Consider the following 19,550-nt stretch of genomic DNA (forward strand, 5'->3'; position numbering starts at 1 on the left):
TTGCATTCATCATCTGAGCTTATCCCCTGCACAGGGCACATCAATTTTTACCTGCAGCTAATTCCTGTATGATCTTTTTTACTGCTTTTGCATTTGGATAATCGGGCTTGATATCCAGGGCTCTTTGATAAGCGTAAATTGCTTTCTTATTCATTGCCAATGCGACGTAAAACTCACCCAGGCTGTCGTATAAATTGACATCATCAGGATGCAATTCTATTCCCGCTTGAAGAATTGTTAACCCGGCCTCCGGCCCACTTGTTCCTTTTAGCTCGTAGGCAGCGTCATTGAGGCCCGCTGCACTCGCTTTCCCTTGAGGATTCAGATTGAGAGCGGTTTTTAGCGAGTTGATTCCTTTGCTTTTATTTCCTGTAAAAATTTCCAATACACCTGCAAGTGCGAGCGCAGCGTCGGATTTGGGATAAAGCTCTTTCGCCAACACCCCGATTTGCAGTGCATGGCTGGCATTGCCATTGCGAATCAGATCTTGCGTCAGCATCTTCAAATCGTCAAGGTAATCTGGCGCTACTGCCGCGCCCTGCAGCGCAGGTTCCATAGTTTGACCAAGTATCGCCAGTGCTTTTGACAATTCCTTATCACTGACAGTTGTAGGTGTACCTGGCTTTAGATATTTTTGTATATCAAAATCGTGCTTCGTCAATTTGATATGGCTTGTTTTTATCCAGTCTGCATACAATTGCGCGACTTGACGCTCAAACAGGGCATCAAAACGAAATGACGCAGAGATTGTGCTGTCTTTTTTGTAGAGGGCGATATAGTCATGGAAGAAAGCAATTGCCGTGCTATTTGAATATGCCGGTAATTTATGGTGGGCGTCATGTAACTTCTTCGCCATATACGAGCCAAGCTTGCGCAATTGCAATCCCCCTGCCGGGTGTTGTGCTTCACTGATGAACAGCTGTCTCTGCTTTGTATCGCTCTTCAAGGCCACGATCTTCAGATGGTGATTGAACATGCTGAATGCCGCACCCAGCATTTCGCGTTCATTGACTTCATCAAGGTAAGCTCGTTGCTTACGCTCAAAATAAGCATTGCCTTCGTTAAACACTGCTTTCATGGCATCGTAATAAACCCGGTCTTGAGCGTCATGGAAATACAGTGGCTTGTCCCAAGCCTCACCTGTGATAGCCTCAAATAACTGCTCGGCAAAAAGACTGGTATTAACTCTTTGCAGATTGGCGGCAACAGCTATCGTCAGATGGTGCGAAGGGAAGCAGAATAAATAGGTGGAAGTTTCTGGTTGCACACCATCGTGGGAAATGGAGAATCTACCATTGACTGGATTGGTGAGCCAGCCAGCACTGTAATTGGTAAATTTTCTTTTATCGGTCACCATGGATTCAAACATCAAATCCTGTGCGCCTTGGGATGCAATGTGGCCACGGATAATCCCCTCGCCAAACTTGAGCATGTCGACGATATTGGAACGCGTCCCGCCAGCAGAGAAGCGGCTGCTGATATCAATGAACTCAGCATGTTTTATCTGCTGGTTCTGCAACTGATAACCGCGCACCCTTTCAGGAATGATGTCGTAAGGATCATCCAGCCTGGTGGTGGTCATACCCAAAGGTTCCCATACATTTTTTGTCATGTAATCACTGTACGACATACCTGACGCGCCTTCGATCACAGCGCCCAGCAGGTTATAGCCATAGCTGGTGTAGCGAAACCGCGTACCGGGTTCAGCGATGAGGTCAAAATTTTCAAATACGGCGATAGACTCGCGGGTATTTTTATGCTCTTTAAAATGCTGTTCCAGTTGTGGATTCACATAGGCATTGACACCTGCCAGATGCCCCAATAACTGGCGTACTGTGACGGGATATGGTTTTTTAGGGAAGTAAGGAACATAGCTTTGCACCTCGGCATCAAGCGCGACCTTGCCGCTATCTACCAGTTGCAATATAGCAGCCGCTGTCATGGGTTTGGTGACCGAGGCCAGGCGGTAACTGGAAGTTGCTGTAGCAGGCACTTTGTTTTCCAGGTCAGCATAACCATAGCCACCTGCCCACATCACCTGGCCTTGCAAATAGCCTATGGATAAGCCGGGGATTTTTTCTCTGGCCATTTGGCTGGCGACGAATTGCTCAAATTTTTTCAGTCTGACTTGCGTATCGGCGTCGGGTTGCAAAGTTGCTCCCGATGTATTCGCATAAAAAAGCAATATGGACAAGGAGAACAGCAGGATTATGTTTCGCATGATGATGGTTATGATGATGCAGATAGTCGCAAAGAGAACTCGGGCCAGACATCTTAGCCATGCAGCAGCAATTAAAAAGCAAAAACCACATGAACTGCACTTGCGCTGCGTAATTTGCACTTGGCAGAAGAAAAACATGGATACAATCCATCCATGACCTCAACCTTTACCAAATACCTGATGTTTGCCCTTTTATTCTTTGTGCTCAGGCCCTGCCTCGCCCAAGTGGATTTAATGGGGCTGCGCTTCCAGCATCTACCAGGTGACTTTTCTCTTTGTGGTAAAACGGGGTTGATATCCCTGCCAGATCAGTTTTCCCAGACAGGTTTTTCTTTGCATGATGTCAAAGCAAAACAGCATCACTGTCTGACTGCGCACTTCTTGATGCCAGCGACACCACAGCAAAACCAGGTTTTGTCTATATCACTGCTCGCAACTACCGAGTTATTTCTTGATGGTGTCAAAGTCGGTCGCAATGGCAAGCCCGCCATCACCGCAGATGAAGAAGTACCAGGGTATATTGATTACAGCGTCAGCCTGAGGCCAGAACAATTACAGCAAGGCATGCACTTGCTGGTGTTAAAAATTTCCAGCTATCATGGCAGTGAGAGTGTGATGAATCCCTTCTACCGCTTATCCATCACTGCGCAACAAAACCTGCATCTAGAAAATAACAAGGGGATTATTCTTCCGCTGATATTGACGGGCGCATTGTTGCTGGTGGCGGTGCTGTTCTCCGGCCTGACTTTGTTTTATCAGCGACATGCGCACTGGATAATTTTTTTAATTCTGTGTCTGGTAGCGAGCTGCCTGCTCATTGTCGAAAGCTGGCGTGATCTGGTCGGCTACCTGTATCCACTCCACCTGAGCAGGTTGTATCTGGTGGCAGGGTTGACCTGGGTGTTCTCTGTATTATTGCCTTTGTATTTCCTTTTTCTATTCAGGTATGGACGCCTGTGGTTGGTCGGCTGTTTGCTGGGCTTGCTGACCGTTGCGGTGACTTTCATCAGTCCTTATTTTGACAACAAAAGTGTGATGATGTTTGGCGTCGCGCTTTTTTCCAGCCTGGCGATTAACTTCATCGCTTATAAGAAACAGAAAACCGCCAGCCAAATATGCCTGGTCGTTGTACTATGTTCTATCGTGCTGTTTTTGACCCCAGCTTTTCATTTTGAAGAAACTGGTTTTGCCCTGAGTGTCTGTTTTTTATTATTCACTCTTTTACTACAGCTACTACAGCAGCTCGCCCGGGACAGGAAAAAAGCAGCGTTAGCTACACAGTTGGAAAATCAATTGCTGCGGCGCAGTTTGCAACCGCATTTCCTCATGAATTCTTTAAGCCTGGTGACAGAATTACTGCATCAATCGCCACAGCAGGCAGAAGAATTTATCCAGGCACTGGGGCGAGAATTCAGGATGTTGAATGAATATGCCAATCACACCAGTATCGCTTTGTCGCAGGAACTGGAGCTGTGTCAGAATTATCTGGAGATTATGAGTACCCGCCTGCAAAAGAAATGCTCCTTGCTGATGCAGGGCAATCCATCTGCCATTAATATCCCGCCAGCCATTTTATTGACAGTATTGGAAAATGCATTTTCACATAATAAATACAGGCAGGAAATTCAGTTTGAACTGCATATACGTCGCGATCAGAAATCAGTAGAAATCCTCATAAAAATACCGTTAATCGGTCCTAGATTACATGCTGGAACAGGTACTGGAAATCAATATATTACCCAAAGCCTGCAAGAATTTTTTAATGGTCGTGCCAGCTATGCGGGGGAACGACTGGGTGACGTCTGGCATGCACGATTTCAATTGCCGCTCATTCATGTCTGAACGAATGATCAATACAGCGCAAAGAAAGTATCATGAAATTATTGATCGTTGAGGATGAGCCTTTGATCGCCCAGCGTCTATTGCGCGAGGCACGACTTTATTTTGGAGCAAAGCTGACTCAAGTAAGTCATTGTGATGATATTGATGATGCCCGGGCCTTGTTGGAAGCAACAAAGTTTGATTTGCTGTTGCTGGATTTGAATTTGTCCGGTGACGATGGCTTTAAAATTTTACAGTTGAGCCATATGGCAAGTAAAGATAGTGCCACCAGCTTCCAGGCAATAATAATATCTGCACATATTGAGCGGGCAGTGACTGCCTTTGGTTTTGGTGTCATCGATTTTGTCCCCAAACCTTTTAGCCAGGAACGTTTATTTCTGGCCTTTAAACGATATGAGCAACGTCAGCCAACGGACAATAAAAGTGACAGCCTGATAGTAAAGAAAATGGGGAATATAGAATTACTGGCGATTGCCGATATAGATTTCTTGCAGGCTGACGGGCATTACAGCAAGATCATCTGTTGTGATGGCCAACAACATTTCCATGAAAAATCTTTAGAGAATATGCTGCAAATTCTACCTGGGAATTTTGTACGTATACATCGCTCTTACGCAGTGAATATGCAGCACTTCCAGCGTTTGGCGATCAATGCAGGCGGAAGATATTCGATAGATACAAAATTTTCAAGAGAAATCCCGGTTTCACGCTCCATGTATCCAAAAATCAAAGAACTACTAGGTGCTTCCTGATTTTTCTTCTGGGATACAAAGCTTTTGCACCCCAGATTTTTGTACTTAATTCATGAATTCGCGACGATAGCAAGCCTTGCATTTTGCGGATACATTGCCGCCAAGGTTTCTGCATCTATCGCTGTCTTGAAAGCATGCGCATCCTTTACATTCTCTGCACGCCCAGCTGCTGGCCTGGCATTGATTTCATCAAACAGCCTTTTAACATTCGGTAACTTGTCCCAGGCATCATCACCAAGGATAAACGGTATGGCACGCGCCCAGCCCCAAAAAGCTATATCGACAATACTGTAGTCCTTGCCGACCAGATATTGGCGCCGCGCCAGGCGAGCATCGAGTATGCGCCAATGACGCCAGGCTTCAAAATCATAGCGGTTCAGTGCGTAGGTTTTTGGTTCCGGCGCAAAGTGCCTGAAGTGTACCGCCTGTCCAGAAAATGGCCCTATGCCGGTGGCGATAAACATCAGCCATGACAGCACTTCTGCACGAAGCAGTGAATCAGGTGCAGGCAAGAATTGCCCGGCTTTTTCTGCGAGATAAAGCAGGATGGCATTGCTGTCAAACACCACCGCACCAGTATCTTCATCAACGATAGCGGGTGTCTTGCCATTGGGATTAATGGCAAGATAAGCTGCGCTATGCTGCTCACCCTTTTGGGTATCGATGGGCACCAGCTCATAGGGCAAGCCTGATTCTTCAAGAAACAAGGCGATCTTGGCTGGATTGGGTGAAGGGTGATAATAGAATTTAATCATTTTATTCCCTTTGAGAGTATGGCGAGCATGAACTGACGCAGGCCCGCAATTGCTTAAGGCATCAAGGTGAAATTGACTGGCACCCATTGATAGCCATTACCCGTTTTTTTCAGCCGTCCCATGCCCGGGAACTGTATATGTGAGGCGGCAACGATGACACCATCTTTTGCTGCCTGGGCAAATACTTTTTGGCGCATGGCAGAAGCTGTTTTGGCGTAGCTATCAAAAGTCACCGTCACTTCAGGCTTGTCGAATTGTACGGAGGCGACGTGGATCAGGTCACCGACTACCAGCAGTTTTTCACCATTGCTTTCTAGCAGATAAGAGGTGTGGCCAACGGTGTGGCCATGCGTGGAATACGCAGTAAGGCCAGGTAATAACTCACCGTCAGCGCTAAAGGTTTGCAGCTTGTTAGCTGTTTTATAGGGATGAAGCGAAGCCATCGCGCCTTCAAAAAAAGACTTGGCATCTGCCGGTGCCTGCTCCATGTTTTTTGGGCTCAGCCAGTAATCTGCCTCGGCCTGACGTACATGAATAATCGCATTGCCAAAAGCCATGGCACCATTGACCATCAAACCACCGACATGGTCAGGGTGTAAATGAGTGAGGTAGATGTCATCTATCTGTGATGGCTCATAGCCTGAGGCCTTGAGGTTGGCAATCAGCTTGCCGAGGCTGGGGCCAAACAAGTTGCTGGTACCGGCATCAATCAAGATCAGCTTGCTGCCGGTATTAATCAAGTAGGCATTGACTGAGGTTTCCAGCGGTGCCTGCAAAAATGATTTTGCCATTGCATCCTTGGTTTTTTGCTCTGGTTCCATCAATATCTTTTCTACTGGCAGTTTGACGGTGCCGTCGCTGAGCGCTGTCACTTCAAATGCGCCCAGCATGGTGCGGTAGTATGCCGGGGCAGATGTTTTGACCATCGGTGCAGCAGAATAAGCAGCGCTACTGCTCATGCCAAAAGCACCAGCGATGGACAGATATAATGCTGCACGGGCCAGTGTGTGTAAAGTGTTCTTGATCATGCTCTCTTCCTCCAGGCTATTCGCCATTTGTTGTTAATACCTTGTTGGTGGAAGAGATTCTATTTCTTTGCATAAATCGATACAATCACCATAATCGCAAACCGTCTTTGCGATTTACGCAAATATTCCATGACATACAGAACAGTAAGCAATCATTTGCAGAGCAAGGAGGGGGCAGGACCGGGCATGATAATATTCCTGCTACTTGTTCTTCACGGAGTTGGCATGCGTCTCATCAAACGGTATATTTTTCCTGCGCTACTGTTGGCTGGTATCGGCACCCTGATGACAGGGTGCATGCATGTCGATATCACCGACAAGCAGTACATACGGCCCGATAGTTCAACGGGTTACAAGTTCAAACAAAAATTGACGCAGGACGATATACAGAAAATCAATCCGGCGGCACAGCTCAGGGATGAAACCGTGATTGCTGCTGACCAGACCAGGCTGGAAGGTGCTGCGTTCCGGCAAGATGGCAGTAAAGTCACGGTGCTGTATTTTGGTGGCAATCTCTCGCATGTAGAGGACTCGTTGCCTTTCATGTTGAAAACCGTGGGAGCCTGCAATGTCAATCTGGTGAGCTTTGATTATCGCGGTTATGGCCGTACGTCAGGTGTGCCCGACATAAAAAACCTGCAGGAAGATGCCTTGAAAATCTACGATGCCATGCGTGCCAAAACCACAGGCAAGCTGGTGGTGCATGGGCATTCGATGGGGAGTTTTGCGACTGGTTTTATTGCTGAACAACGTCAACCCGATGGCATCATCCTGGAAACCACGGCCAGTAACGTCAAGGATATGGTGTCATTGTCCACGCCCTGGTATGCCAAGCCTTTTGTCAGCATCAATATCCAGGACAGTTTGCAGCAGGTGGATAACATTCGTGCGATGTCGCACTACCAGGGGCCAACGCTGGTGCTGACGGCAGAAAAAGACAAGCAGACCCCGGCGGAGCTTGGGCAAAAGGTGTATGAATCAATTCCATCCAAAGCCAAGCGCCAGTTGTACATCAAGGATGCGGGACATACTGGTTTGTTACGCCGCACCGAGGTACAAAAAGCGTATTGCGAATATATACAGCAAGTCAGCTTGTAAAATGTAAGGGTCATGGTTTTACGCGTGCAGCATTCATGTGCTGCGCTTTTGTTTTGTTCGTCACCAAGTTTTTAAATCCAGGCTTGATAAGCTACTATAATTGGCATTAGCTTATGAACAGGATTCATGAATGCACCGCGAAAATTTTAATGACTTGCTGGCGTTTATCATCGTCGCGCGCGAGGGTAGTTTTACCAAGGCAGCAGCGCAACTGGGTGTCTCGCAGTCGGCACTCAGCCACACCATACGTGGGCTGGAAACCAGACTGGGTATACGGCTGCTGACCCGCACCACGCGCAGTGTGTCGCCTACGGATGCCGGGCAACGCCTGCTGGAAACCATAGGCCCGCGCTTTGAAGAGATAGAGGCCGAACTCAGCGCCCTGAGTGAATTCAAGGATAAACTCGCTGGCAATATACGCATCACGACAGCAGAACATGCGGCCAATTACGTACTCTGGCCCAAGCTGGAAAAATTCTTGCCAGACTACCCCGACATCAGGGTGGAGATCAATGTTGACTATGGCATGACCAATATTGTCGCGCAACGCTATGATGCTGGTGTGCGCCTGGGTGACCAGATAGAAAAGGACATGATTGCCGTGCGCATCAGCCCCGACATGCCGATCGCCGTGGTCGCTTCACCCGCTTATTTCAAGAAAAATCCCAAGCCACAAACACCACACGATTTGCAGGAACATAATTGCATCAATTTGCGCCTGCCTACCTATGGCAGCATGCTGGTCTGGGAATTTGAAAAAGCAGGTGAAAAACTCCATGTCCGGGTTGACGGCCAGATCATTTTCAACAGTACCAGCCCCCGCTTGCGCTCAGTGCTGGCTGGCATAGGCATGACATATCTGCCGCTGGATATGGTGGAGCAGCATGTTGCTGAAGGCCGCCTGATACAAGTGCTGCAGGACTGGTGCCCGGTTTTCCCTGGTTATCATTTGTACTACCCCAGCCGCAGACATTCTTCGCCTGCCTTTAACCTTGTAGTGGAAGCATTGCGGCATCGCTGATTGCAGTGTCTATGATGAAAGCGGACGGTACAACTGCTACTAAGCCAGTATAAATGAGAGCATGATTGCCCAGATCAGGCAGGAGCCATTCAAATATCTTATCTGTCAGTGTGTGTTGAAATTACAAACACATGTGAAATTGATTTGCATCAATGACAGGGAAATGTGGTTTACGGAGCAATTTGCCAACAAAAAGACCGGCTTTTCTCAATTTCACTCGCGATTTATCGACAAATCACTGGGGAAGCAGGGTATTCAGGGTATAATCCTGTGGCAAGAAAAGTATTATCTGCTGATAAATCACTGTTCTTTTGAAGTTGTAATTTTTGACGCATTACTTTTGAAACAAGCGCTGAAACGCGCCTTCCAGTAACAAGCTGCTGCAGACTTGGTCCTGGTATGAGCTTACTGGCCTTTAGCGCATTCTTCTGGTTGGTATTCAAGCACTGTGTTGATGTGATGGCAAAGCCATCGGTGCACAGCCTCTTTTCAACACTCACACTCTTTTCGCCTTACAGCATCAGGCGATCAACCGTGAGTTCACCGTAATCCCTTGCAGATGATATTTTGATCGTCTGCCGTATGTGATGCTGTCTGTGTACAGGCGTCGCGCTCCCTACTATAAAGATGATAAAACCATGGCAAAAGAAGAACTGTTGGAAATGAATGGTCAAGTTGAAGAAGTGCTGCCCGATTCACGTTTCCGTGTGAACCTGGAAAACGGCCACAAACTGATCGCTTACACGTCCGGCAAAATGCGTCAGCATCACATACGCATATTGGCCGGTGACAAGGTGACGCTGGAATTGTCCCCTTATGATTTGAGCAAGGGCAGGATCACGTTCCGCCATATTGAAACACGCGGACCATCAGGTGGTGGTCAGCAGCGTCGTCGTTATTGATCTCGGCTATAGTAGCTGCAGCAAATATATTGATGTAAAAAAATGGGGCATTGGCCCCATTTTTTCGTCCTTTTACATGGCATTCAAGCGCTTTTGATTTACTCAGGAAAGCGCACCAGCTTCTTGCCATCCTTGGGCACCTGATATTGCGCCACATTCATCTGCATGGCCAGCAAAGTGTAATAAGCATTGATGCCTGTCAGATCCACGATCCCCTTCTTACCAAACCGCTTTTCTGCACGTTCATACGTGCGGTCGGAAACGCGCTTGTTCTTGTGTAATTCCATCGAAAAGTCATAGACGATTTCTTCATCATCTGTCATACCAGCAGGGCGTCTGCCGTCAGCGATTGCGGCTGTCACTTCTGTTTTGATACCGGCCTTGAGAGCGATGGGATGATGTACATACCATTCATAATCCTGCGACCATTCACGCGCGGTGATGAGTATCACCAGTTCACTGAGTGTCGTGCCTAGCGCAGACTGGTAACGCAGATAATCACCCATGGCACGCGCCTGGCTCATGACTTGTGGGCTGTGCATCAAGGGCTCGAACGGGCCGAACACCGGAACCTTGCGCGTAGCCAGGAATTCTTCAGCCGCTTTCTTCTGCTCTTCTGTGTATTGAGATGGAGGTATCGTAGGAAGGCGTTCGGCAGCCTGGGCCAGGGTGTTGATGGTCATGGTGAGTATGAAAGGAATGAGAATATTGCTCAGTGTAATACGTTTCATGATGCCTCCTGTATGTGTTACTTTGTGCTAGTGAAAATCAATTCTCGTTCTGGCGATGCACCCAATGGACTACACCTTCCAGGCTGCGGAAATCTGCGATGGAGCGGCAAGCTATTTGTGGATGACGGGTCTGCAGCATTTTGGATAAGGCCGAGCCTGGGCCCAGTTCCAGCGCATGGCTGATGCCATTTTCAGCCAGTGCATCCATACAGGTGTGCCAATGTATGGTCTGGGTCAGTTGTGCCAGGAGGCTGCTGCGTATGGTCGCTGGTTCCGTGACTTTTTCGGCGTTGATACCTGCCAGTACAGGAATCTCAGTTTCATGCACGGGAGTACCATTCAACGCTTGCGCAAAGCCAGGTACCGCACCCAGCATCAGTGGCGTATGCGAAGCGATCTGCACAGCTATTTCTGTGTATGTAATATCGTGTCCAGGCAGCTTGGCAATTTCTGGAATTACCGCGCTGATCTGGTCTGCCAGACCAGCAATGATAGCCTTGTTGTCAGCCGTGATGATGGCGACGTGCAGCTCATGGCTGGTAGCGAATTGCTGTATATCGGTGATGGCGGCGCCAGATATTGCCAACATGCGTTGCGGTGCATGCACGCAAGCCTGCATCAAAGCAGCGCGGGTGGTGGCGAGATGCAGTACAGCTTGCATATCCATGCTGCCACTAACGGCATGTGCAGTCATTTCGCCGATGCTGTATCCGGCGATCAAATCCGGTGCGGGTAAATGATCCCGCAAAGCCTGCCAGTGAGCCAATGAGGTTGCGACGATCAAAGGCTGGGCATAGCGATTATTGAACAGAAGCCTGGACGAAGATAGTGCATCTGCGAGTGTATGTTGATCTATCTGATGACTCAAGACCGTTTGCACAAAACTGGCAGCCTGCTTGTGTTGCCGAACCAGCGCAAACATATCCGCAGACTGCGCACCCTGCCCGGGACATAGCAGGGCGAACTTATTCATGTACCCTCATCGCAGAAAATTCTTCCAGGCAGTAATGTATAAAACAGGTTGCGGCCAGCATGTCTGCTGCGCCACCCGGTGACAATCTGCGCGAGATAAATTCTTGATGATATTTTTCTGCCATGATCAACCATTCAGGATGAGCTGTACCGCCTTGCTCCAGAAAATTTTGTGCTGCATCTCTCGCGTGCGCTATGCCTGCTGTGCCACCGCGATGATAAAGATTTGTGTCGCTAATATGCGCCATCAGAGTAAAGAAGCAATCTACTTGTGCCAGATACAGACTGCGGCCCTCATGCAGGCTTTGTTGCAGGCGTGGCAGGGATAGTTCAAAGATGGAGGGAAACCCCAAGGCTGCCTCTTCCCTGGCACCGCTGGCGGCATATCGCTTTGCGGCCTGCAAGCCATGGCTCAAATCCTGTGCGTCTTCAGGAACGCTGTGGTCAGCCAAGGCCTGCCCCCATTGCAGGATAAGGGCTTGTCGTAAAATGACAGGCGTCAATACATCATGATGCGACAAGCAATATCCTGCCGTTGCGCTAAGCATGCCCAAGGCAAAAATGGCCCCTCGATGCGTATTGATGCCTTTGGTCGCCTTGAACATGCACTGTTCTGCTGCTATCCCCAGTTGCTTTAGTACCTTGAAGTCAGCACCATCTGCACCCGCGAGCGCAATGTCTCTGAAATAATGACGTAGTGAAAACAGGCTACGCATGAAGCAGGTAGCATCCATGTCTGCATGACTGCCATTGTCACGCAGGGATACCAGGCCGGGTTTGGGATATAAAACCAGCTCGGCATGCAGGCTGCGTACCGCGATTCTGGCAACCTGCTGCACCGCAAATTTTTTTTTGCTCTCGCAGTTTGTTGTGAAGGCCATTGGTATGTAGCGACAGTCATGAGCAAGTTTTAGCATGGCAATTCGCCCTCACCTAAAAGCGCGCATAAGCTTTGCCGCGTACGCAGACTGACACCATGCATGTCTTTGACCATGACCCGCTGTTGATTAAAATCCTGACCTGGATGGGCGGGTTGTATCCACTCTTTCCACGCCACTGCGGCTTCGCCGGGAAAAATAATCTCACCATCAATGGGCAATGTTTGTAGCTCTTGCAGCAAAGCCAGGCCGGCACGTAGTTGGGCCTGATGATAAGGACGAAAAAGGAGATCGATATCTGAAGTCGCACTCAGATAATCTTGACCGGTCAAAAATTGCATAGCGACAGAACCATAGACGCGCAGTTTGATACCCGCCATCAAAGCCTGCTGGTGCAGGTGTTGCACACCAGCCTGCCATGTGGAAGGTGCGATGGCAACGACTGTATGCAAGGACAAGGCCGATTGATGGATGGCGATATGCTCAGCCTTTACCCTGGCGGCAAAACGCGGCTTGTTACCATTGACAGGTGGCAGCGGGAAACCTATGCAGACTTCATCTTCTGCGGCATCAGGATGACGGCGTGTGACTACTGCTGGCCATTCTTCTTGCTGCCATTGCCTGAGCAAATCTGGCGCGCCAAAAGACTGCAAGACAGCCAGCCAGGCTTCGTCAGCAAGCCAGACCAGATCATGTCTTTGATATTGCGCGATACTATCCATACCTTATTTTACTAGTGCCGCTTGAGATAGAACAGCTTCTACCACCTGCTGCGACTTGCGACGGCCACCACGTTGCTGTCCAAGTTCACTGCGCCTGTCACTGGTATCTGCCTGCAACAGGGCGTCACGCAAGCACTGAACCAGATCACCCTGCCATATCGCTTGCACACCTCCCATGCGTTCATAATTTTTAGGTCCGGGTGCAAATACGGGATTGTGCAATGCCAGTGCGGTCAGCTTTTCTTCTGCCACCTTGGTAATGCGCGCCATCGCTGGCAAGCCCATGACGCGTATGGTGGCTTCTGGCAAGGCATAGCAGGCATCGGCCATCATGCCGCTGGTGATAAAGCCGCCTGACAAGGCCTGGTCATAGACCAAGGCAATGATCTTGTGGCCAGATTGTCTTGCCAGTTCCAGACATTTACCCAGATGTGCCATATAGCTGTTGATGCCCAGCATTTCATCCCTGTGGCGCAAGCGCTGGCCCTGGGTATCCACCAGCAGCAAGATTGGCCTGTGCGGATAATCTCGCACTGTTGCCAGCACCGCCCTGGCTTGTGCCAAGGCGATCTCCACGCCTATCGGTGTGTGCCCACTGGTACCAATGACGCTGATACTCTGTCCATCAATAGTCGCTGTGCCAGAAATGAAATCATCAACGATAGCGACCTCATGGCCTTGCGGGAATAATTGCACAAGCAATTGCATGCTATCCATGTTGGCGCTCCGTCTGCCTGATGCTGGCGCTCAGTTGCAGGAAAGCCTGGGTATCAAGCATCGCAATACCCTCAGGATGTTCTACACCCATAGCCCCCCAGATATCCATGGGTTCAGTCTTGCCACCAAAATCTTGCAGGCGAACTGTCAGCATTTGCTGTTCTTCTTCCAGTGCTGCCAGGCTGAGAGCGACTTCATTTTGTGAGCTATCCTGCATGGCTCGCCCTATTGCCCTCTGGAACGCGGCATCATCGTCTGCCACCAGCATCTGGCAATCACCGAGCAAGTAACGGTGCTTGCCGCCGGTGGTGCGCCACACCAGCGCGCGATCGCGTGAATCAAATTCTTCTACGCCGTTCGCAGTTTCTATGACTTCAGGGCCAGACATGGCCAACCTCGCTTCTTCCGACATGATGATGACATTCGCACAGCGCGAGACTATGCCCATGCCACCAAAGCAGCCATTGCTTCCACCGATGACGACAATGACGGGGATGCCCGCCGCACGCACGGCCAGCAAGGCGCGCATGACTTCTGACACTGCTATCAGACCCGCATTGGCTTCATGCAGGCGCACGCCACCTGACTCTGCCAGCAGGACAAGTGCCTGCGGTTTGTGGATGACAGCAGCACGCATGAGGCCCACCAACTTGGCACCATGTACTTCGCCAACTGCACCGCCCATGAAGCCGCCTTCCTGTGCAGCCACATAAATCTGCTTGCCATCGATATTGCCTCGACCGATGACGACGCCATCATCGAATGACACAGGTGCATTCAGTTGTGGCAGATGCGGGCTGGTCCATTCTTTTGCGGGTGGCAGAAATTCTTTGAAATCGCTGATCAATGCGGCCACTCTTTGCCTGGCCGTTGCTTCTAGGTAGCTACTCATTTGATTTGCTCCAGGCAGGCTTCTATCGCCTGGTCCATACGCAGGCTGACAACAGCAGGAGTGGCGCCCATGTCATTGATGGCAATGCGGCAATCGGCCAATTGCCAGCGCTGATTAAAGTCATTCATGACTGCCTGCCAGATCGCACCAAAACCAGTGGCAGCCGTGCTGATTTCTATCTCGCAGGCTGACTGCAAATCCAGCGACTGTACCAGCACTTCGAGATTGCCTGAACTGACCACGCCGACCAGTTGCGCCGTTGCCCCCAGCCTACGACGCCCTTGTTCAAAGCGGTATACCAAAGTTTCCATGACGAAGATCCTTACCAGTTCCTGAAGCGCTTGGGTGGTTGATACAAACCGCCAGATGCGCGTACCAGGTCTTTCATATTTTTTGCGGCCAGCAAATCACGCGTAGCCATGCGTTTGTCTATGCCCATGTCTTCTGCGCGTTTGATAATGCCGCGGTCACGCAGGTTTTCTACCATGCGTTTATCGCGTGCCAGCCCGACTGGTGTATAACCTGCGACACCCCGTATAGCTTGTTCGCGTTCTTCTTCACTGCGGCACAAGAGCAGGTTGGCGATGCCTTCTTCAGTCAGGATATGGGTCACGTCATCACCATAAATCATCACTGGTGGTATAGCCATATTGGCTTGCTCTGCCAGTTGCCATGCATCGAGTTTTTCTACAAAGGCGGGTTGCATGTGCTCGCGGAAAGTCTCTACCATTTGCACCACCAGCTTTTGTCCGCGTGGTATTTGATTACTGCCTGCGCGTGCTTCGCGGCCAGCTTTTAGCCATGCGGGGCTGGCGTGGCGGCGGCCACGGGCATCTGCCCCCATGTTAGGCGCGCCGCCAAAACCGGCGATGCGACCCAGGGTAGCTGTTGATGAGTTGCCCTGCAAATCGATTTGCAAAGTAGAACCGATGAACATGTCGCAAGCATAATGGCCTGCAGCCTGCGACAAAGCACGGTTGCTGCGCATGGAGCCGTCAGCACCAACAAAGAAGACATCGGGGCGCGCGCGGATATAGTCTTCCATGCCCAACTCAGAACCAAAGGAATGTACCGATTCAACAAAGCCCGCTTCTATCGCAGGTATCAATGCCGGGTGTGGGTTTAACGCCCAGTGGCTGGCGATCTTGCCTTTCAAACCCAGCGAATCTGCATAGGTGGGCAAGAGCAATTCTATCGCGGCGGTATCAAAGCCTATGCCATGGTTGAGGCGCTTGACTTCATATTCGGCATAGATACCTTTGATGGCCATCATCGCCATCAAGACCTGTATCTCGGAGATCAAGGCCGGATCACGGGTGAACAAGGGCTCTATGTAATGCGGTGTTGGTGCCTGCACCACGAAATCTACCCAGCTTGCGGGGATATCGACACGCGGCAAGACATCAACGATCTCATTGACCTGGGCGATCACGATGCCGGATTTGAAAGCAGTGGCTTCGACTATCGTCGGTGTGTCTTCAGTATTGGGGCCAGTATATAAATTGCCTGCGCGGTCAGCCGATTGTGCAGCCACCAGGGCCACGCGTGGTGTCAGGTCAACGAAATAACGTGCATACAATTCCAGATAGGTGTGGATGGCGCCGATATTCAATTTACCTGCCGAGGCCAACTTGGCCAGGCGCGCAGCCTGCGGGCCGGAAAAAGAAAAATCCAGCTTGCTGGCGATACCTTTATCAAATACATCCAGATGTTCAGGCAAGGCCAGAACGGACAGCAGCATGTGCAAATCATGAACCCGTGTCGCGTCCAATTTAGTCAGTGCCTTGGCCAGAAAATCTGCCTGCTTCTGGTTATTCCCTTCCAGGCAAACCCGGTCGCCTGTTTCCAGTACCGCATACAGGCAGTCGCCTATGCGTTGCTGCGGAAATAGTTTGCCCTGCAAATCATTACCCAGCACGTCAGCAGCCCTTTGCAGGCGCTGCTGCCGGTTGATTTGCAGGGTGTTCCAGCGACCGGTTGCGGTCATTATTTTGCTCCCATCAAGGCATCAGGAAATGCGGTCGCGATATGTGGAAATACGCATAATAAAATCACGGCCACCAGCATTAACAATAGAAAAGGCAAGACACCCCAGACGATATCCTTCAAAGGTATATCTGGCGCGATATTCTTGATGACAAAAATATTCAAGCCCACGGGCGGATGTATGAGCCCCATCTCCATGACGATGGTCATGACCACGCCAAACCAGATCAGATCAAAGCCTGCTACCTTCAATGGCGGCAGAATGATGGGGCACATCATCAGGATAATCGATACCGGTGGCAAGAAGAAACCAAACACCACTACCATCAGCAATATCACCGTCAGCAACATCCATTTACTGAGATGCAAATCCACCACCCATTGTGCTGCTGACTGACTGATGTGCAGATAACTCATGACATAAGAATAGAGCAGCGACATGCCTATGATAAACAGCAGCATCGTCGATTCTTTGATGGTCGAGGTGATGAAGGGTGAAATGTCTTTTGGCCGCCATACACCATATACGATGGCAATCAATACCATCGCCAGCAAGGCACCCAGGCCTGCAGTTTCTGAAGGCGTGGCATAGCCGCCATACAAGGCTACCATGACACCGATAAGGAGGATAACGAAAGGCAGAACACGAGGCAACATCTCGACTTTTTGAGAGAGAGTGAAGTGTTTTTCTTCCAGATAAGCGGATTTGATACCACCCTGCTCATACGCCTTGTACGCAACCGCATATTCACGACGCGCCCTATACACAGCATAGCCAGAAAACAAAATCACCAGCAAGACACCCGGACCTATGCCAGCCAAAAACAAGCGCCCAAGTGATTGTTCAGCAGCAACTGCATACAGGATCATGGTAATCGATGGCGGCAACAAAATACCCAGCGTACCACCGGCAGCGATGATGCCTGCGGCAAAGCCTGGAGAATAACCACGCCTGCGCATTTCTGGTATGCCAGCAGAGCCGATGGCGGAACAGGTCGCAGGTGAGGAACCAGCCATGGCTGCAAACATGGCACAGGCAAAGACGTTGGCGATACCCAAGCCACCCGGTACTTTGTGCAACCACGCGTGGATGGCAGAATACAAGTCACGGCCGGCGGGTGATTTGCCAATGGCCGCACCTTTTAAAATGAACAGCGGTATCGACAACAAGGTGATCGATGCCATTTCTTCATAGACGTTCTGGGTAATCGTATCGAGTGATGCAGCAGGCATGAAAAAATACATGAAGCCGGTTGCCACCACGCCCAAAGCAAAGGCAATCGGCATGCCGGAGAACATCACGACCAGGGTGACGATGCCGTATAGAACACCTAGGGTGAGCGGACTCATGCCGGCCTCCTTTTATTGGTGGCGGCTGCCAGTATCTGTACCAGGATTTGCAACGACAACAAAGTCATGCCAGTTGCCATCATGGCATAGGGTATCCATAAGGGTGGTGCAAATGTCGATGAAGTCGTTTGGCCATCCACCCAGGCTTCATGAAACAGCGTCCAGGATTTCCAGGAAAAAAACAGGCAAAACGTCGCACTGATCATATCCACCAGCAACAGACGAAAGCGGTTGACTGCTGGCGGCAGGATGGATGACAAGACTTCTATACCTATATGACCGCGATAAGACTGCACGTACGCCGCAGAAAAGAAAGTCACGCCTATCAGCATGAAGACAGAGGCTTCATCTTGCCAGTCTGTCGGTATCTTGAACAGATAACGCGTGACGACAGAATAAGTGAGAATGAAAGCCGTCAGCAACATAGCAAACATGGAAATGCGCACGATGGCTGAGTTGACCCACTCCAGCACTTTCGCTATTTTTGCCACAAAGGGATCGTCAGGGACTGGGGGTCCGGAAGGCCCTCCCTTGCTCTCCATTTCAAAGCCATGACTCATAGCAATTTCTCCGCCAGTTTAAGCAATTTGGCGCAGTTTTCATTTTTATCAGCATAGTCTTTCCATGCCGTGGTGCGGGCGATTGCCTGCCATTTCTTGACTGTCGCAGCATTCAGATCAACGACCTTGGCACCTTTCTTTTCATAGACAGTAGCGACGGCGATATCATCCTGTTTCGCTGCCTTGATGGCAAAGGCTTCCAGTTCTGCACCTACCGTCATGATGGTGTTTTGCTGGTCTTTGCTCAGCTTGTCAAAAATCACTTTCGACATCATCAGCGGTTCAAACATATACCAGTAACTTTGGCCGCGGCCACTGGTCAGGAATTTGGATACTTCTTCCAGACGGAAAGAAATCAGTGAAGTCGATGAAGTCATCGCTGCTTCCATCGCACCTGTCTGCATGGCGGCATAAATTTCATTCGATGGCAGCGAGACCACGGCAGCTCCAGCGGCTTTCAATACCAGATCGACCTCGCGTGAACCGCCGCGTATTTTCATGCCCTTGACATCATCCGGGTCAACTACTGCCTTGGTGCGTGATGCCACGCCGCCAGCCTGCCAGATCCAGCTGACGACCACGATGCCCTTGTCGAGCAAGAGTTTGTTAAGTTCCTTGCCGACTTCCGCATTCTTCCATGCCGCGCCAACTTCATACGATGGCACCAGGCCCGGCATGAGACCAATATTCACTTCTGGCACTTCACCACCGGCGTACGACAAAGGCACCAGCGACAAATCCAGCGCACCTTTGCGCATGGATGAGAATTGCGCATTGGTCTTCATCAGAGAAGAGCCGGGATAAATTTCAAACTTCAGGCTGCCATTGCTGCGTTTTTGTACTTCTGCGGCAAACATGCGACAGAGGCGGTCACGAAAGTCGCCTTCTTCCAGCGTGCCACCAGGGAATTGGTGGGAAATTTTCAGCGCCGTGCTTTGCGCCCATGCCGTAAGTGGCGACCATGCAGCCGCCAATGGGGCAAGGCTTAGCGCTTGCAAGACGGTTCTTCTCTTCAGTTGCGACATGATTGCTCCTAAGGTTTTATCGATGAGACATCTCTTTTTGACAAGGTTTTGCCTGGTCATTGATTATTTGCATATCCCGCTAACAATGATGCTTTGTA

Annotated in this window: 20 protein-coding genes; 6 read left to right on the forward strand and 14 right to left on the reverse strand. The window is 50.0% G+C overall.

Translation table 11 applies throughout. The features are described from left to right. Nucleotides 1-40: 40 nt before the first annotated feature. Entirely contained in the window at nucleotides 41-2,221 is a 2,181-nt protein-coding gene (locus tag ACO0LG_RS26095) for a serine hydrolase (protein WP_423030953.1), read from the reverse strand. Nucleotides 2,222-2,374: 153 nt separating this feature from the next. Between ACO0LG_RS26095 and ACO0LG_RS26100 the strand changes: the two genes are divergently transcribed. Together ACO0LG_RS26100 and ACO0LG_RS26105 are read left to right on the forward strand one after the other, a co-directional pair. Then, nucleotides 2,375-4,063 carry a histidine kinase gene (locus tag ACO0LG_RS26100; protein ID WP_423030955.1) on the forward strand — a complete coding sequence of 563 codons (1,689 nt, stop codon included), beginning with the start codon at nucleotides 2,375-2,377 and terminating at the stop codon, nucleotides 4,061-4,063. A gap of 32 nt (nucleotides 4,064-4,095) precedes the next feature. After that, nucleotides 4,096-4,815 carry a LytR/AlgR family response regulator transcription factor gene (locus ACO0LG_RS26105; RefSeq protein WP_423030957.1) on the forward strand — a complete coding sequence of 240 codons (720 nt, stop codon included), beginning with the start codon at nucleotides 4,096-4,098 and terminating at the stop codon, nucleotides 4,813-4,815. Nucleotides 4,816-4,865: 50 nt separating this feature from the next. Here the strand turns inward: ACO0LG_RS26105 and ACO0LG_RS26110 are convergent, their stop codons facing one another. Next, nucleotides 4,866-5,570, reverse strand: coding sequence for a glutathione S-transferase family protein (locus ACO0LG_RS26110; RefSeq protein WP_423030958.1), 705 nt, complete (start codon nucleotides 5,568-5,570; stop codon nucleotides 4,866-4,868). A 53-nt stretch (nucleotides 5,571-5,623) separates the two neighbouring features. Next, nucleotides 5,624-6,598: an MBL fold metallo-hydrolase gene (locus ACO0LG_RS26115; RefSeq protein WP_423030960.1), complete on the reverse strand. Its 975-nt coding sequence runs from the start codon at nucleotides 6,596-6,598 to the stop codon at nucleotides 5,624-5,626. A gap of 225 nt (nucleotides 6,599-6,823) precedes the next feature. Between ACO0LG_RS26115 and ACO0LG_RS26120 the strand changes: the two genes are divergently transcribed. The 4 genes from ACO0LG_RS26120 (at nucleotide 6,824) to infA (ending at nucleotide 9,619) form a co-directional block, all read left to right on the forward strand. Beyond that, nucleotides 6,824-7,696: an alpha/beta hydrolase gene (locus ACO0LG_RS26120; protein ID WP_423030962.1), complete on the forward strand. Its 873-nt coding sequence runs from the start codon at nucleotides 6,824-6,826 to the stop codon at nucleotides 7,694-7,696. Nucleotides 7,697-7,826: 130 nt separating this feature from the next. Then, nucleotides 7,827-8,717, forward strand: a complete 891-nt coding sequence (locus tag ACO0LG_RS26125; RefSeq protein ID WP_423030964.1) for a LysR family transcriptional regulator — start codon at nucleotides 7,827-7,829, stop codon at nucleotides 8,715-8,717. A gap of 61 nt (nucleotides 8,718-8,778) precedes the next feature. After that, nucleotides 8,779-9,090, forward strand: a complete 312-nt coding sequence (locus ACO0LG_RS26130; RefSeq protein WP_423030966.1) for a hypothetical protein — start codon at nucleotides 8,779-8,781, stop codon at nucleotides 9,088-9,090. A 265-nt stretch (nucleotides 9,091-9,355) separates the two neighbouring features. Beyond that, nucleotides 9,356-9,619, forward strand: coding sequence for a translation initiation factor IF-1 (gene infA / locus ACO0LG_RS26135; protein WP_162039515.1), 264 nt, complete (start codon nucleotides 9,356-9,358; stop codon nucleotides 9,617-9,619). A gap of 98 nt (nucleotides 9,620-9,717) precedes the next feature. Here the strand turns inward: infA and ACO0LG_RS26140 are convergent, their stop codons facing one another. From ACO0LG_RS26140 to dctP, 11 genes are read right to left on the reverse strand one after another with little or no spacing between them, the layout of a single operon-like run. Continuing rightward, nucleotides 9,718-10,350 carry a carboxymuconolactone decarboxylase family protein gene (locus tag ACO0LG_RS26140; RefSeq protein ID WP_423030968.1) on the reverse strand — a complete coding sequence of 211 codons (633 nt, stop codon included), beginning with the start codon at nucleotides 10,348-10,350 and terminating at the stop codon, nucleotides 9,718-9,720. Between the two features lie 37 nt (nucleotides 10,351-10,387). After that, nucleotides 10,388-11,323: an ACP S-malonyltransferase gene (locus ACO0LG_RS26145; protein WP_423030970.1), complete on the reverse strand. Its 936-nt coding sequence runs from the start codon at nucleotides 11,321-11,323 to the stop codon at nucleotides 10,388-10,390. Further along, the gene (gene mdcB, locus ACO0LG_RS26150; protein WP_423030972.1) at nucleotides 11,316-12,239 is read right to left on the reverse strand and encodes a triphosphoribosyl-dephospho-CoA synthase MdcB; all 924 of its coding nucleotides are present in this window, start codon (nucleotides 12,237-12,239) and stop codon (nucleotides 11,316-11,318) included. The genes ACO0LG_RS26145 and mdcB overlap by 8 nt, the downstream gene beginning before the upstream one ends. Further along, nucleotides 12,233-12,922 (reverse strand): malonate decarboxylase holo-[acyl-carrier-protein] synthase, encoded by a 690-nt coding sequence (mdcG, locus tag ACO0LG_RS26155; RefSeq protein ID WP_423030974.1) that lies wholly within the window; start codon nucleotides 12,920-12,922, stop codon nucleotides 12,233-12,235. The genes mdcB and mdcG overlap by 7 nt, the downstream gene beginning before the upstream one ends. Nucleotides 12,923-12,925: 3 nt before the next feature. After that, entirely contained in the window at nucleotides 12,926-13,639 is a 714-nt protein-coding gene (gene mdcE / locus ACO0LG_RS26160; RefSeq protein ID WP_423030976.1) for a biotin-independent malonate decarboxylase subunit gamma, read from the reverse strand. After that, the gene (locus tag ACO0LG_RS26165; protein ID WP_423030978.1) at nucleotides 13,632-14,531 is read right to left on the reverse strand and encodes a biotin-independent malonate decarboxylase subunit beta; all 900 of its coding nucleotides are present in this window, start codon (nucleotides 14,529-14,531) and stop codon (nucleotides 13,632-13,634) included. Before ACO0LG_RS26165 ends, mdcE begins: the two co-directional genes overlap by 8 nt. Further along, entirely contained in the window at nucleotides 14,528-14,842 is a 315-nt protein-coding gene (mdcC, locus tag ACO0LG_RS26170; RefSeq protein ID WP_423030980.1) for a malonate decarboxylase acyl carrier protein, read from the reverse strand. Before mdcC ends, ACO0LG_RS26165 begins: the two co-directional genes overlap by 4 nt. An 11-nt stretch (nucleotides 14,843-14,853) precedes the next feature. After that, a complete protein-coding gene (gene mdcA / locus ACO0LG_RS26175; protein ID WP_423030982.1) occupies nucleotides 14,854-16,518 on the reverse strand; it encodes a malonate decarboxylase subunit alpha in 1,665 nt (554 codons plus the stop codon). After that, nucleotides 16,518-17,867 (reverse strand): TRAP transporter large permease, encoded by a 1,350-nt coding sequence (locus tag ACO0LG_RS26180; RefSeq protein WP_423030984.1) that lies wholly within the window; start codon nucleotides 17,865-17,867, stop codon nucleotides 16,518-16,520. Before ACO0LG_RS26180 ends, mdcA begins: the two co-directional genes overlap by 1 nt. Further along, nucleotides 17,864-18,427, reverse strand: coding sequence for a TRAP transporter small permease (locus ACO0LG_RS26185; RefSeq protein ID WP_423030986.1), 564 nt, complete (start codon nucleotides 18,425-18,427; stop codon nucleotides 17,864-17,866). The genes ACO0LG_RS26180 and ACO0LG_RS26185 overlap by 4 nt, the downstream gene beginning before the upstream one ends. Continuing rightward, nucleotides 18,424-19,452 carry a TRAP transporter substrate-binding protein DctP gene (gene dctP / locus ACO0LG_RS26190; RefSeq protein WP_423030988.1) on the reverse strand — a complete coding sequence of 343 codons (1,029 nt, stop codon included), beginning with the start codon at nucleotides 19,450-19,452 and terminating at the stop codon, nucleotides 18,424-18,426. The genes ACO0LG_RS26185 and dctP overlap by 4 nt, the downstream gene beginning before the upstream one ends. Nucleotides 19,453-19,550: the final 98 nt, after the last annotated feature.

The sequence above is a fragment of the Undibacterium sp. Ji42W genome (genome assembly GCF_049340405.1).
Classification (GTDB): domain Bacteria; phylum Pseudomonadota; class Gammaproteobacteria; order Burkholderiales; family Burkholderiaceae_D; genus Undibacterium.

Bases quoted from the DNA above. Each gene is read 5' to 3' on its own strand.
- ACO0LG_RS26095 (WP_423030953.1), bottom strand. From the start codon at position 2,221: ATGCGAAACATAATCCTGCTGTTCTCCTTGTCCATATTGCTTTTTTAT.
- ACO0LG_RS26100 (WP_423030955.1), top strand. From the start codon at position 2,375: ATGACCTCAACCTTTACCAAATACCTGATGTTTGCCCTTTTATTCTTT.
- ACO0LG_RS26105 (WP_423030957.1), top strand. From the start codon at position 4,096: ATGAAATTATTGATCGTTGAGGATGAGCCTTTGATCGCCCAGCGTCTA.
- ACO0LG_RS26110 (WP_423030958.1), bottom strand. From the start codon at position 5,570: ATGATTAAATTCTATTATCACCCTTCACCCAATCCAGCCAAGATCGCC.
- ACO0LG_RS26115 (WP_423030960.1), bottom strand. From the start codon at position 6,598: ATGATCAAGAACACTTTACACACACTGGCCCGTGCAGCATTATATCTG.
- ACO0LG_RS26120 (WP_423030962.1), top strand. From the start codon at position 6,824: ATGCGTCTCATCAAACGGTATATTTTTCCTGCGCTACTGTTGGCTGGT.
- ACO0LG_RS26125 (WP_423030964.1), top strand. From the start codon at position 7,827: ATGCACCGCGAAAATTTTAATGACTTGCTGGCGTTTATCATCGTCGCG.
- ACO0LG_RS26130 (WP_423030966.1), top strand. From the start codon at position 8,779: ATGATTGCCCAGATCAGGCAGGAGCCATTCAAATATCTTATCTGTCAG.
- infA (WP_162039515.1), top strand. From the start codon at position 9,356: ATGGCAAAAGAAGAACTGTTGGAAATGAATGGTCAAGTTGAAGAAGTG.
- ACO0LG_RS26140 (WP_423030968.1), bottom strand. From the start codon at position 10,350: ATGAAACGTATTACACTGAGCAATATTCTCATTCCTTTCATACTCACC.
- ACO0LG_RS26145 (WP_423030970.1), bottom strand. From the start codon at position 11,323: ATGAATAAGTTCGCCCTGCTATGTCCCGGGCAGGGTGCGCAGTCTGCG.
- mdcB (WP_423030972.1), bottom strand. From the start codon at position 12,239: ATGCTAAAACTTGCTCATGACTGTCGCTACATACCAATGGCCTTCACA.
- mdcG (WP_423030974.1), bottom strand. From the start codon at position 12,922: ATGGATAGTATCGCGCAATATCAAAGACATGATCTGGTCTGGCTTGCT.
- mdcE (WP_423030976.1), bottom strand. From the start codon at position 13,639: ATGGATAGCATGCAATTGCTTGTGCAATTATTCCCGCAAGGCCATGAG.
- ACO0LG_RS26165 (WP_423030978.1), bottom strand. From the start codon at position 14,531: ATGAGTAGCTACCTAGAAGCAACGGCCAGGCAAAGAGTGGCCGCATTG.
- mdcC (WP_423030980.1), bottom strand. From the start codon at position 14,842: ATGGAAACTTTGGTATACCGCTTTGAACAAGGGCGTCGTAGGCTGGGG.
- mdcA (WP_423030982.1), bottom strand. From the start codon at position 16,518: ATGACCGCAACCGGTCGCTGGAACACCCTGCAAATCAACCGGCAGCAG.
- ACO0LG_RS26180 (WP_423030984.1), bottom strand. From the start codon at position 17,867: ATGAGTCCGCTCACCCTAGGTGTTCTATACGGCATCGTCACCCTGGTC.
- ACO0LG_RS26185 (WP_423030986.1), bottom strand. From the start codon at position 18,427: ATGAGTCATGGCTTTGAAATGGAGAGCAAGGGAGGGCCTTCCGGACCC.
- dctP (WP_423030988.1), bottom strand. From the start codon at position 19,452: ATGTCGCAACTGAAGAGAAGAACCGTCTTGCAAGCGCTAAGCCTTGCC.